Annotated in this window: 13 protein-coding genes; 6 read left to right on the top strand and 7 right to left on the bottom strand. The window is 41.2% G+C overall.

Features of this window, described 5'->3' with window-relative positions:
• Positions 1 to 231: 231 nt before the first annotated feature.
• The 3 genes from AC13CS_RS15990 to AC13CS_RS15980 all read left to right on the top strand — a co-directional run bounded on the left by AC13CS_RS15990 (position 232) and on the right by AC13CS_RS15980 (position 2,003).
• Positions 232 to 675: an SgcJ/EcaC family oxidoreductase gene (locus AC13CS_RS15990; RefSeq protein WP_482888861.1), complete on the top strand. Its 444-nt coding sequence runs from the start codon at positions 232 to 234 to the stop codon at positions 673 to 675.
• A gap of 7 nt (positions 676 to 682) precedes the next feature.
• Entirely contained in the window at positions 683 to 1,066 is a 384-nt protein-coding gene (locus AC13CS_RS15985) for a VOC family protein (RefSeq protein ID WP_163624414.1), read from the top strand.
• A 145-nt stretch (positions 1,067 to 1,211) separates the two neighbouring features.
• Positions 1,212 to 2,003, top strand: coding sequence for an RluA family pseudouridine synthase (locus tag AC13CS_RS15980; protein ID WP_482888860.1), 792 nt, complete (start codon positions 1,212 to 1,214; stop codon positions 2,001 to 2,003).
• A gap of 100 nt (positions 2,004 to 2,103) precedes the next feature.
• Here AC13CS_RS15980 and AC13CS_RS15975 read toward each other — a convergent pair whose 3' ends face one another.
• Positions 2,104 to 2,358 (bottom strand): GIY-YIG nuclease family protein, encoded by a 255-nt coding sequence (locus tag AC13CS_RS15975; RefSeq protein WP_293166040.1) that lies wholly within the window; start codon positions 2,356 to 2,358, stop codon positions 2,104 to 2,106.
• Positions 2,359 to 2,589: 231 nt separating this feature from the next.
• On the opposite strand from AC13CS_RS15975, the gene AC13CS_RS15970 reads away from it, so the two are divergent.
• Complete coding sequence (locus tag AC13CS_RS15970; RefSeq protein WP_090292201.1) at positions 2,590 to 3,807, top strand: site-specific integrase; 1,218 nt, start codon at positions 2,590 to 2,592, stop codon at positions 3,805 to 3,807.
• A gap of 115 nt (positions 3,808 to 3,922) precedes the next feature.
• Here AC13CS_RS15970 and AC13CS_RS15965 read toward each other — a convergent pair whose 3' ends face one another.
• From AC13CS_RS15965 to AC13CS_RS15940, 6 genes are all read right to left on the bottom strand, one after another.
• Complete coding sequence (locus AC13CS_RS15965) at positions 3,923 to 4,378, bottom strand: DUF6730 family protein (protein ID WP_116216542.1); 456 nt, start codon at positions 4,376 to 4,378, stop codon at positions 3,923 to 3,925.
• A 10-nt stretch (positions 4,379 to 4,388) separates the two neighbouring features.
• Positions 4,389 to 5,249, bottom strand: a complete 861-nt coding sequence (locus tag AC13CS_RS15960; protein WP_235856357.1) for a relaxase/mobilization nuclease domain-containing protein — start codon at positions 5,247 to 5,249, stop codon at positions 4,389 to 4,391.
• 5 nt (positions 5,250 to 5,254) lie between these two features.
• Entirely contained in the window at positions 5,255 to 5,551 is a 297-nt protein-coding gene (mbpA, locus tag AC13CS_RS15955; protein WP_116216544.1) for a mobilization protein MbpA, read from the bottom strand.
• A gap of 45 nt (positions 5,552 to 5,596) precedes the next feature.
• The gene (locus tag AC13CS_RS15950; protein ID WP_116216545.1) at positions 5,597 to 6,499 is read right to left on the bottom strand and encodes a toprim domain-containing protein; all 903 of its coding nucleotides are present in this window, start codon (positions 6,497 to 6,499) and stop codon (positions 5,597 to 5,599) included.
• Between the two features lie 205 nt (positions 6,500 to 6,704).
• Positions 6,705 to 7,910, bottom strand: coding sequence for a primase-helicase family protein (locus AC13CS_RS15945; protein WP_116216546.1), 1,206 nt, complete (start codon positions 7,908 to 7,910; stop codon positions 6,705 to 6,707).
• Positions 7,911 to 7,985: 75 nt separating this feature from the next.
• Entirely contained in the window at positions 7,986 to 8,255 is a 270-nt protein-coding gene (locus AC13CS_RS15940) for a helix-turn-helix domain-containing protein (RefSeq protein WP_090292211.1), read from the bottom strand.
• Positions 8,256 to 8,743: 488 nt separating this feature from the next.
• Between AC13CS_RS15940 and AC13CS_RS15935 the strand changes: the two genes are divergently transcribed.
• Together AC13CS_RS15935 and AC13CS_RS15930 are read left to right on the top strand one after the other, a co-directional pair.
• The gene (locus AC13CS_RS15935; RefSeq protein ID WP_099189899.1) at positions 8,744 to 9,052 is read left to right on the top strand and encodes a DUF6660 family protein; all 309 of its coding nucleotides are present in this window, start codon (positions 8,744 to 8,746) and stop codon (positions 9,050 to 9,052) included.
• 125 nt (positions 9,053 to 9,177) lie between these two features.
• Positions 9,178 to 13,599 carry a CusA/CzcA family heavy metal efflux RND transporter gene (locus tag AC13CS_RS15930; protein ID WP_116216547.1) on the top strand — a complete coding sequence of 1,474 codons (4,422 nt, stop codon included), beginning with the start codon at positions 9,178 to 9,180 and terminating at the stop codon, positions 13,597 to 13,599.
• Positions 13,600 to 13,602 lie beyond the last annotated feature (3 nt).

The following is a 13,602-nucleotide window of genomic DNA, read 5'->3' as shown; positions in this document are numbered from 1 at the left end:
CCTAAAAGGATGGTAAAGTTTGAAAGAGAAATCAGAAAAGACCAATTATGTAGTTTTCCTACAAAAAATGCTACATTTATGATGAATCCAAACAGATAGTGAGGAAAATTTCTTATATCTAATTGAGCCACAGTGAAATTAATCATTGCGTTTAGCGCTGTAGTAGTCATTGCAGGACGAGTTGGACAAACGGGAAGATAAATATTCAAAGAAGCTTTAAATGAAAAGAAAATGGATAAAGCAGAACTAGAAAAACTACATGCTGATATACTAACCGCTTGGAATAAACAAGATGCAACCAAAATGGCATCATTCTTTACCGACAATGGAGTATCAATAGGATTTGACGGGAGCCAATATAATGGCAAGAACAAAATCGAATCTGAAATAGGGAAAATATTTGAGCACCATCAGACCGCAGATTATGTTTGGAAAGTTAAAGAAGTCCGTTTTTTGAATTCAGAAGTTGCTACCCTTCGAGCTATTGTAGGTATGAGGCCTCCTGGGCAAAAGGATATTAATCCTGCAGCCAATGCTATCCAAACCATAACCGCAATAAAGCAAAATAACGTTTGGAGAATTGAGCTTTTTCAAAACACGCCTGCACAATTTCACGGCAAACCGGAAAAGGTAGAAGAGCTAACAAAAGAGTTAAGCGCAGTATCAGAAAAATAAAATAAGCATGAATGCAGAATTTGAAGCAGGAATTAATATCGCGATAAAGATTCCCAAAAGTAAATATGAGAAAACCGTCGCTTTTTACAGGGACATTCTAAAGCTGGAAGTAGAAGAAATACCTATTGATAATCCAACCGTTTCGAAAACACACAAAGTAAAATTCGGAAACAACGTAATATGGTTGGACTGCGTGGACAACTATACCCATTCAGAAACTTGGTTACAGCTTACGGTTCCCAATGTAGAAGCAGCGACAAACTATTTGAAATTAAACGGTGTGGAAACGTGTGACGAACTTGAAGAGCTTCCTAAAAATATGCATTGGATTCAAGACCCTGCTGGAACAGTCTTCAATCTGCAAAGAAGAGAAATTGAACAATCTGAATAAAAAACGAACCCCCAACAGCAATATCGGCAAACCGAAGTTGAAGTACAATAATTGACCGTCTACAAAAGTCTCACAATACATCAATCCCAACGAAACCCATATCGTCCCCAATATTATCAATCCCCAACGATTACAAGAATATGGCATGGGAATATTTGAAGCCATTCCTACCAAATCAGCCCTTAAAAAAGCCCTCAAGAAAAAGTATATTTCTGTAAATGGAGCCATTGCCACGACGGCTACTTTAATTACCGGAGGGGAGCGCATCAGTTTTTCCGTTCCAAAAGAGACCAACCCAAAGAAACAACTCATTTTTCCGCTTACCATATTGTTTGAAGATGACTATTTAGCCGCCATCCATAAACCTGCGGGCATTGAAGTGAGCGGCAATAAATTTAAGACCATAGCCAATGCCTTACCCCAAAATCTTAAGCCCAGTACACTATCGGATGTTACCACACCGCAACCCGTCCACCGATTGGATTTTGCCACTACGGGTATTGTTTTGACAGGAAAAACAAGTAACTGTATCCGTGCCTTGAACAAAATGTTCGAGGACAAGACCATTGCAAAAATCTATTATGCCGTTGCCATTGGTAGAATGAAAAACAGCGGAACCATAACATCAGAAATAGACGGGAAACCGTCAGAATCAGATTATAAAGTAATCAAATCCGTACCCTCGGAACGGTTCGGTATCCTTAATTTGGTGCAATTGCATCCCAAAACGGGCAGAAGACACCAATTACGCAAGCATTTGTCCGGTTTGGGCCATCCCATACTCGGAGACAAAGAATACGCATTAGAAGACTTAATTTTGAAGGGTAAAGGTCTGTATTTACATGCTTTTTCGTTGGAGTTTAGGCATCCGTTTACCCATCGGCCCATCAAAATAACTGATGAGCTACCTAAGAAGTTTCGGAAGATATTCAGCTAAGACCAAATAAAAAAACACCCCATTTGTGAGGTGCTTTTACATTTTTGGTGGAGAATACAGAATTCGAACCGGTGACCTTTCCGAACGCCTTCGGAACGCTCTAGCCAACATCTTTCCCGACCAGAAACTCAATATATTTCCTGCTTTTCTTCCTTTTAATATCCTTTTCCCGAGCCATTGCTTCGCTCCGGGTGAAATACTTTTCTGTATACTTTATATCCCAATCCTTTGCAATTTTAGTGTATTTGGTCCTGCCACTATTATGGCGATTCATCCTATCATCCAAATCTTGACTGTGACCCACGTAATAACGCTCCAAAGATTTACTATAAATGATGTAGACAAAATACTCCATAAAAAAAGCACCCCGTTTGTGAGGTGCTTTTACATTTTTGGTGGAGAATACCGGATTCGAACCGGTGACCTCTTGCCTGCCAGCAAGAGGATTACCATATCAATCCAATACAAATAAATACATAATAAATTGTTTTTCAGTATTTTAAATAATTTCGTATTCATTTAATTTCAAATAAAATCACCCATTTGCGTGCAAATTGCGTGCAAATTTTTTTTACCTTTGATTAGGATGAATACCAATATAAAACTTTCTTTAGATACGCGTAGGAAGAAAAAAGATGACTCCTATCCTATTATTTTACGGTTAACCCATTTTCGAAAAACAACTTCCATAAGCTTAGGGCAATCAATAAAAAAGGAATTTTGGGATAATAAAAACGAGAAAGTTAAAAGAGCATTCAAAGGAACTTCATCAGTTAGTAAACTCAATAATCAACTCTTAAAAGAAAAGACCAGAGCGGTCGACATAATTAATGACCTGAACGAAAAGGACGAGCTTAACTTTTTATCCATTTTGCAGCTGAAGAAGAAGATTGTAAAAACCGCATCATTGGATTCATTTTTTAAGTTTAGCGAGGATATTGTCGATGAGTTAAAAGCAGCTGAACGTTATGGTAATGCAAACACATACTACGCGGTAATTAAGGTATTGGAGAAATTCGCTGATGGAAATGATATCAAATTCAACGAAATCAATTATGATTTTCTCAAAAGATTTGAGAACTGGCACTTTTCCAAAGGTAATTCTGTTAACAGTCTATCGACGTATATGAGAACAATCAAAGCGGTCTTTAACAAGGCCATTAAGTCTGATGTTGTTTCTAGAGATGCTTATCCTTTTACACATTATAAGATTAAAACTACTCCTACAGAAAAAAGAGCGCTTGACATTAAAAGCATCAAATCAATTATGCTTTTAAAACTGGAAGAAACGGATAGTCTGTTTCACTATAGAAATTACTTCCTTGCCTCTTACATGCTTTATGGTATTTCCTTTATGGACTTGGCTTTTTTAAGGGTTCAAAATATCATTGACAACCGAATTAAATTCCAAAGAAAAAAAACGTCAAAGCCTTATGATATTAACATCACGCCTCAGTTAAAGGAAATCCTCTCGTTTTATCTTAAGGATAAAGAGAGGTCTGAATTTATATTTCCAATCATTAAAAGAGCCACATTTGAACTTCAATATAAAGACGTCTTATGGGCACGGAAGAGATATAATAAAGGGCTTAAAGAAATTGCAAAAAAATGCAAGATAGAGCAGCGGTTGACCTCATATGTATCTCGTCATAGTTTTGCAACCCAAGCTATGCTGCAGGACGTTCCCTTACAAGCTATTTCTTCCATGCTTGGCCATAATCGACTATCAACTACTCAAATATATCTGAAGTCCCTGCCGAATAATATACTAGACAATTATAATCAGAAATTGGTTAAACTGTAACCTTAACCCTTCCTAGTCCCAAATCCTTACTCACAACTTCAGCGCATGGATCCTGGCCTATTTTTGCAGTGTTTGGGAAGATAAGCGTAAAGCAAAAATAGGATAGGGCGCTGTCCTACTTTTGGCCATTATCCTCCAGCCATTTTTGATATAGTTCCTTTGCCTCTGGGCTTTCTTCAAAGAATGTCCTGTAGTGTTCAATTGCATCATCTTGACCTTCTACATATGCAACCTGTTCTTTCTTGGATATCCTTGACACCTTGTAGATTGAAAAACCAAGGACCAAAAGGACCGTGACCAACAACCCCCAAGTAAGTTTTATGGCCCAACTGGGCAAGAGAACGGACCGCTCTACTTTATGAAGAATCCTTTCCATCAGTCTTTGTTGTTCCTTAATGTCGTTTTTTTGTTTGTTGCCATACTCTTTTAGAAGAGCATTTAATTCGCTGGTATCTGGCCTTAATGGAAGGTTTTTGAAATCCTCATGAACCTTTTCCAATCGGCCGATACTCTTTTCAAATCCGTTGATCTCCTCAGTCAACAGTTCCGCTATCTCGTCCAGTTTTGCCATATTGTTTTGTTTAGATTCCTATTCCAGTGTCCCTGACCACTTTGATGGCCAGTTTGATGGTCTTTTTTATGATGGTCTGGGTCAAACTTTTTGGGACATTCACTGTCCTCCCCAAAAGCTGCATGCTCTTGTCCTTGGCAATCCGCTGTGCCATGTTCCTTTCAAAGTTCATTTGACGGGCGATCCTGCCCATGGACATGGACCGGTGCACCTCGCTTCCCTTTAGGTTCGTTCCCTTATGCTCAAAACGGAAGCCCTGCAACTGGTTCTGCCTGTTGATGCTCGGGATGACTTTTACATTGTTCTGCTCCATCGATTTGATATACTGGTCAAAATCCCTTGGCCGTTCCTTGGCCATGACCTTTTCATGGATCTTCTGTATTTCCGATCGGACATATTGCATCCGGTACAGTTTTTCCTGCTGAACTTCCCTTACCGTGGTCAGGTCCATTTGTTTGGCCACCCTTTCCGCCACTTGTTGGCTCCGCTTGCCGATGAAGCTGTCGTTATAGGCCTTCCCCTGAAAGTTTATCCGGTTGGCATACAGGTGGACGTGCACGTGCTCTTTGTCCCTATGGACAAAGGCAATGGCCTGGTGCTGCTTGAGGTTCATTTCCTTGAGGAACCGTTCGGTCATTTCCTTGAGTCGTTCGCTTTCCAGTTTCCTGCCGTCCTCGATGGTGGGGCTCAGCACAAAGCTGAGCGTGTTCTTCCGGCAGAGTTCATTCTGTTCTTGGATGACCTTGAACTCCTCGGTGATCTCCCTCGGGGTCTCCCCGGCCAGATATTGGCTGTGGATAATCTCCGATCCCTTCTCCTGGTTCATCCCGTAGCTCATGGAGGCCGATGTGTGCGATATGGATTTGCCCATGCCTATCATTTCTTGAAATTTAAAAAGTGTTGTCGTATCTCTTTGGCCAACTGGGCCGTTTCCTCGGCCAATCTAGGGTTACGCTTGCGGAACATGTTGGTGATCAGCTTGAAGTTCCGTTGGTATTTGACCAATAGCTTATAGGCCTCTATCTGTTCGTCCGTCATCCTTTCAACTATCCTATCATCGAATGCGGCACGGCGGCAGTACTCACTGATGGAAAGACCGCTCTTCCGGGCCTTGATCCTCAGCAGTTTCTTCTCGTAGACCGAGCACCGGAACTGTACGAACTCTTTCTTCATTTTCACATCATCTTTTGCGACCTACGGGAGCAAAAGCAAGATTTGTCATGACAATGACACATCTTGAATTCGTTTCCGAACTTCATCCTTCGCGCTTTTTACCTTCCATTCGTTTATATCTTTAAAACCTTCATAGAGGAAGGATATATCCCTACTGTTCGGGCACTTTTCCAGTAACAGTTCCGTCATCCCCAATCCCGTTTTGTCCCTATCAAGAAACAGTTTTACATTTTCATAATCCTCTATTTCTTTTATCATCCGTTTTACAAAGGCAGTTGTGTTCAATACCAGAAGGTCATGGCTGTTTACGATATCCGCCATCAGCTCAATTAGGGTGAGCATATCGAACATGCCTTCTGTAATCGCCAATTTCTTTGATTTGTTCCCCATCATCGAAACATCCTTTGGCGAGGTGGAGCCTTTCCAATAGCTGTTCCGCAGTTCCCAGCCTCCAGACCTGTTTTGGAGTCCGATGCCAAAGTATGTCCGTCCTCCTATTCGATAATGGATTTCCTTGCAAAGTATTCTTGCGGTTTTGATCGAGATACTTCTGGAGCTTAGATAGTTTTGCAGGGCCCTGTGCTCGATTTCCTTTTCCTCGATGATTTCAATCGGGTTGACTCTATGTTCCGCTTTGGTTGGATTCGGCCGCCGGTGAAAAGAAAAATGGTCCATGTTCCCGGACAATCGTTCCAATGCCTCCTTTACGGAACAGTTCTCCATTTTCATGACCAGGTCTATGGTACTTCCCCCCTCAAAGGTTCCGAAGTCTATCCAATAGTTCTGTTTCAATGATACCTTGAAAGAGGCTTGGGTCTCGATCCGGAACGGGCTGAGGAACCAAGCTTCTTTTTCCGTTTTCCGGACTGGAAAGTGCCCCAACTTGGCCAGCGTGGAAACGATGTCAATGTTGCGGGCTTTTTCGCAGTCCATTCTTTTTTCTTTCATGGTTCTGTTTTTAATCGATTTTTGATGATTTGATGACAAACCTCTGGGAGGCCCTTTAAATACTGGTAGTTTCCCCGTCATCATTTTGTCATCGTTTCATCGTTTTTGTTTTTTTCTTCATAGTACCTGTCATCATTTTTTATTTTGATGACAGAATGATGACAAAGTGATGACAGCCTAAACCCTTATAAATACTGGGCTTATATCAATCTGTCATCAAATCATCAAAATTTTGGACCAAAAAATTCTTTTTTATGGTAAAGTACCTCCCTTTTGCGTCCTCGGTGTTGATCTCACCGTTGTTCCAGATGGTGATCTTTTGGTACTTGTTGGAATTGGGCTGGTTGTCCAGTTTCCAATCATTTTTCAGCAACCGCCTCAATTGGGTCAGGTCGGTCTTGACCCTTGTGCGGTTGAGCATGTGCAGGGCATCGATGGGACAAAGGTCCACGGAGTCCATCTCGAACTTTTCCATGGCACTGAGCAGTAGACTGGCCAGTTCCTTCTCCACCCTGTTCCGGTTATTGTTTACCAGTTTCTTCAGCGCTGGTGTATGCACCTGTTTTGGAGTGAACCACATTCGTGTTCTTTGCTTGGTACTGTATTCCCTTTTTGAAAGGAAATCCAAAAAAGCGGGCACCTCCCGGGCCAGTTGGTCCAAGAAATCGGTGTCCTCCCTTTTAAGGGATGGGATCTTCCTCACCCAGAACCGTGTCTCATGGGCATCGATCTTGATAAAACTGTCCTCGTTGTTGCTGCAGAGAATAAATTTTCCGAAGAATTCCACTTCCCGTTTGTCCTTGCCCTTGGCCTCAAGCTTGTTCCGGTTGGTGGTGCTCAGGTACTTGATTCGCTCGGTGAGTTCCTCCTTGTTGAACAGTACCTCGTCGACGCATATCAGCAACTTGTTGGCCCAGTCCGCATTGAACTGGCTTGCAAAGCTGTCGTTGGTCAGATAGGTCAGGTTGTTGCCAAAGATTTCCTTGAGCCATTTGAGAAAGGTGCTTTTCCCGGTGTTTCTTTCGGTGGATACCAGACAGAGGATGGGGAGCACCTGCACCGGTCTTTGGTACAGGAGTTTCAGATAGTCCAGTCCCAGCTCCAGTTGATTTCCGAAGATATGCTTCAAAAAGCCCCGTGTCCTTATTATACATCCCTCTTTCGGTTCATGCGTCAAAGGGGAATAGGTATTGTAGAAACCATGGTGTTCCTTTTTAAAATTCACATGGCAAGGAATACAGGCGAACCCGTCATATTTGGGCACCTTGCCCAGATAGTCCTTGCCATGGTCCTGCTTGATGATATGCTCGTTCCACGGAACCAGCTGCTCGTTGAAATGTCCCGAAATGGTAGGATACTTTACAATTTTATAGAAAGACGTGCCCACCCTTATATAAGGTACTATTTTCATATTTTGAAATTTTTGAAATCTTAGGGTTTCTATGAAATTATCGTGAGTCCACAAATAATTTAAAGAGGAATTCGACTAGGGAATCGAATCCCCGATCGTTTTGCTTTCCGGTAAAGGCTTCTGTTGGTTCTGCAGCAGCCAACGCACTATCTTTTTCCTTTCGAAGAAAATCAGTTTTCCATTGGGCTTGGAGTGCGGGATATGCCCCGCAGCGGTAAGCTTGTACAGATAGCTTCTTGATATGCCGGTATAGTCACAGGTCTCATCGAAGGTCAGCACTTCTTTATTGGCGATCAATAGCCTTTCCAAACGGTCGAGCCGTTCCAGTATTAAAAAATTGTCCATTTTATTTCTTTTTAAAGATTAGAAATGAACAAAAGCGCTTTTGTTTTCTTTTGAAGAATTCTTTGGATAAAGATAAAAATAAGGAGGAGGGAAAGTAAGATTGACCGATTGATTTTATTCACAAATAATTGATATACAGTTTTTTATGTTAAAATAGTTCAAATATAATGGTATTGATAAACCCTTAGTTTTATTTGGTTTCATTTGATACCAAATGGAACTGTTCTTATTTTGGGCAAATAGGTGGTTTAATGGAAGAAAGCAGAGTTATCAACAATTAAGACTAGGGGAGTTAGAAAATAGGCACTTTAAAAAAGCATGTTTTAATCTTTGGATTGTCTTAATGAAGTCTGATACTTTGATACTACTTTAAGAAAGTCTAGCGCTTTTTTGAAAAATACTGTCTTGAAAATCGTTCCTTTTAAAAAACTACGCTCAAAGCCATTCTTTGCAACCCAATTGCACTATAATTCTTTTACCTTTGCAAGGTGAAATTTTTTGCGATTATATTATCCATCTACTTTCTGGCACTCAATTTCGTGCCTTGTAGCGATGCCAGCAGTGTTGATGAAGGCACACAGGTCGTTTCTGTAATGGATTTCGATGGCGAACACGGACAAGACTGTGAACTGTGTTCCCCATTCTGCCAGTGCCAATGCTGTCATTCACATACCATCGATTTCCGTTTGGCTATTTTTGAACCCATCGAGCCTATCGTTTCGCTAGAAAATTTTATCCACTTCGATAGTTTGGGCAAGGATATTTCACTTTCCCTTTTACAGCCACCTCGGGCATAATCCAGTTTTCATAGGATAGCTATATCCTGTTTTGACGTGTCCATCTATTGGATTCGTCAACATTGTGCATTGCTTTTTATTCAATGTGCTCAACAAGAATTTCAACTGAATTAACATCCTTATCTATGATTAACAAAATCATTGATTTTTCAATCAATAACAAATTTATAATCGGTCTGTTTACATTGACTCTTATAGGTGTCGGTATCTGGTCAATGGCAACGGTAAATCTTGGGTCTGTGCCAGATATTACCAATAATCAAGTGCAAGTCATCACACAATCGCCCAATTTGGGAACGGAAGATATTGAACAGTTCGTAACCTATCCCGTAGAACTATCTATGGGTAATTTACCAGGCGTTACAGAAATAAGATCTATCTCACGCTTTGGCCTTTCCGTAGTTACTATCGTTTTTGAAGACGATATGGGAACCTATCTTCCTCGACAGCTGGTACAGGAAAAACTAAACGAACTGGGCGAATCTATCCCTGAAAAATTTGGAAGTCCATCTATGGGTCCCATCTCTACTGGTTTAGGTCAGATCTATGAATACACTATAAAGCCAGAGGAGGGTTTTGAAAACAAGTATTCGCCTATGGAACTGCGCACCGTGCAAGATTGGGTTATCAAACGACAACTCACATTACTGGAAGGCGTGGTAGAGGTCAACTCTTATGGAGGCAGTATTAAACAGTATGAGGTCGCTGTCAACCCAGATAAGTTGAATAGTTTGGGTATTAGTATTTCACAAGTGTATGAGGCTCTCGCTCGGAACAATGTGAATACAGGCGGTGCTTACATAGAAAAAAATAAAATGTCAAATTTCATAAGAGGTGAAGGTCTTATTCGCTCTTTGGAAGACATTAAAGATATTTCGATTATTAACGAGGGCAACATTCCCGTAACTATTGGAGATGTTGCAACACGCGTCCATTTTGGGAATCAGGTACGTTATGGTGCTTTTACGCAAGACGGTAAGGAAGCCGTGGGAGGAATAATAATGATGCTAAAAGGTTCAAACCCTAATGCGGTTATTCAAAATGTTAAGAATCGTATGGCAGAAATTGAAAAATCCCTGCCAGAAGGTCTCACTATCGCCCCTATCATTGATCGTAGTGAGCTAATTGCCAGAACGACCGATACCGTTAAAACCAATTTACTGGAAGGTGCCCTAATCGTGATATTTGCCCTTGTTTTATTGTTGGGTAGTTTAAGAGGTGGCATCATAACGGCCACGACCATACCGTTGTCCTTGCTTTTTGCCTTTATCTTAATGAAGCAATTTAATGTATGGGCAAACTTAATGAGCTTGGGAGCTATAGACTTTGGGATTATTATAGATGGTGCCGTGATTATTATAGAAGGAACGGTGTATGAGATCCAAAAACGGATTAGGTCTGGAAAGCTAAAATTCAATCAAGGCGTAATGGATAAAGTAGCCTATGATGCCGGAACCACGATGATGGGTTCTGCTTTTTTCGGGCAGATCATTATACTTATAGTTTTTACACCTATACTTTTCCTTACAGGTGTAGAGGGTAAAATGTTCAAACCGATGGCATACACCTTTGGTTTTGCTATGATAGGTGCAATTATTCTGTGTCTTACGTATGTCCCAATGATGTCTGCGCTTTTTATGAAACCAGTTCAAAACACCAAAAGCTGGTTTGGCAAATTTGAGCGTTGGCTTGAAAAGATAAGTGATAAAATTATTGGTGCTATACATAATGCTTATAAGCCATTATTAAAAGGCGCACTACGGCTTAAGCTTATCGTGTTATCATCTGCTGCTGTTCTGCTTATTATTGCTGGATTTATATTTTCTAATATGGGTGGAGAATTTGTGCCGCAGCTCGATGAAGGAGATATAGCAATGCAGGCGTTTATAAGACCAGGAAGCTCGCTCACAGAATCCATTGAAGTTTCAAAGAAAATAGAAACTATCCTATTAGAAAATTTTCCTGAAATTAAAACGGTAACAGCACGTATGGGTGTGGCAGATATACCTACAGATCCTATGCCTATGGATATTGCAGATATGTATATCATCCTTAATAAGGATATGGACGAGTGGACAACTGCTTCTACTAAAGAAGGTTTGATTGAAGCCATAAGGGATAAACTGGATGATGAACTCGTCGGGGTTAATTTATCATTTACCCAACCGGTCGAATTAAGATTTAATGAGCTTTTAGAAGGCGTAAGAGAGGATATTGCAGTAAAGCTATATGGCGAAGATTTAGAGGTGTTATCAGACAAGGTTCAGGAAATGGCAGCTATTATAAAGACCGTTCCTGGCGCGGGCGATGTGAGTGCAGAACGTACAGCTGGACTACCACAAATGACCGTAAAGTTCAGACGAGATAAAATGGCGCAATATGGACTGGATATTCAAAAAGTAAATGATTACATAAGTACTGCTTTTGCAGGTGGTACCGCTGGCGTCATTTTTGAAGGCGAGAAACGATTTGATCTGGTGGTACGATTTGATGAAAGCCATAGAAAAAGTATTGATGACCTGCGCACGATGTACATCGATCTTAAGGATGGAAGCCAGGTACCCATTATTGAAATAGCAGAGATTGAATACGTGCCTGGACCTATGCAAATCTCACGTGACAATACGTATAGAAGAACCTATGTAGGTGTAAATGCACGAGGCAGAGATGTGGAGTCTGTTGTAAAAGATATACAACAAAAGTTAGATGAAGAACTGGACTTGCCATCAGGATATTATATTACCTATGGTGGAGAGTTTGAAAACCTACAAAGCGCTAAGGATCGTTTAACAATTGTTGTGCCCATCGCCCTGTTCTTGATATTTGTACTGTTATACTTTGCCTTAAAATCCTTTTCACAATCGCTAATGATTTACATCGCGATTCCCTTGGCGGCCATTGGTGGTGTGTTTGCTTTATGGCTTCGAGATATGCCATTTAGTATTTCGGCAGGTGTAGGATTTATTGTGCTATTTGGTGTCGCAGTTCTTAACGGGCTGGTACTTATTAACCGATTTAATTCTTTAAAGGAAGAAGGTGTTACAAGCATAAAGGATAGAATATTTCAAGGGACTAAAGAACGTATTCGCCCCATTATGCTCACGGCTACCACAGATATTTTTGGGTTTTTACCTATGGCATTTTCCACATCAGCCGGTGCAGAGGTGCAACAACCGCTCGCTACGGTAGTTATTGGTGGGATGCTTACGGCCACCCTACTCACGTTGATAGTACTTCCTGTACTCTATATCTTTATAGAAAAGCGACGTGAGCGCAAAGACCAGAACAAGATTGGTTCGTTTAATCCGCAAGCATTGACCACGATTTTAATACTTGGTTTTATGTTAGGTGGTACCGCTTTGGCGAAAGCGCAACAAACACAAGCACCTGTGCCAGACCTCATTGTTCAGGATAGCATTACACCCATTACCTTATCTCGGGCTGTAGAAATTGCCAAAGAGAATTATCCAGCACTCAAGACGAGCCAACTCGAAATAGAAAGACAGAGCGCACTCACGGGCAATGCCTATGACTTCGGTAATACTAAAGTATTTACAGGTGGCGAAGAAGTGGCAGATGGTCAGGGCATTTATACCTTGATAGGTATCGGGCAACAAAATATTGATCTATTGGGAATAGGTGCCAAAAAACGCTTGCAACAACAACGCATCCAGTTAGCCGAAACAGCTTTTGACCTATCTGAAATCCAGATAGAACTGGAAGTCAAAAAAGCCTGGTCAGAAGCTTTTCAGGCAAAGAAGAAATTTGTTCTTTATCGAGAACTGGACAGCATTTATGGTCAATTTGCACAATCTGTAGAACTCAATTTTGAAGTCGAAGCCATTTCGAGACTGGAATATGCTGCTGCGCGCAATCAAGCGTTACAGATAACCAACAGGTTTCAGCAGGCAGAAACAGATTATTTAATCGCATTACAAAAACTCAATCTTTGGTTGACACCAGATACGATGTACACCGTAGCTGATGAATTTGAAGCTACCGAAATTTCGGTGTTAGAGACTGATGATACATTGGATGAACATCCCGAGTTATCGCTTTCGCGAAAGCGTATAGACGAAGCACAAGCAAGCTATGATGCAGCAAGGGCAAGCTTACTGCCCCAGTTTAATCTGCAAGGTGGCCTGCAACGTGTAAATGGCGATAGTGGTTTCTACACCTATCAGGCAGGGATTTCCATACCGCTGTTTTCTGGCCCAGACCGCAGCCGCGCAAAAGCTGCTAAACTGGATGCACAGATTGCAGAAACCAATGCCGCATTCAAACAACGCGAGCTGCAATCCCAATATACACAAGCACAGCAAAATTATACACGATGGCGAGATACTTGGTTTTTCTATAAAACCGAAGCTCTGCCACTTGCCATAGACCAGCGCAAAGGCGCATTGCTCGCCTACAAAGAAGGTGCGCTTGATTATGCAGCATTCACGCAAATTATACGTGATGCCATACAGACCGAAATGGATGCGCTGGACGCACTCGATAATTATTTAGAAGCCTTGTTTAAACTACAATATTTCCAAAACTAAAAA

The organism is Flagellimonas sp. B-3 (assembly GCF_056857835.1).
The sequence above is the reverse complement of the archived record's forward strand: the minus strand, read 5'-3'. Positions and strand labels throughout refer to the sequence as shown.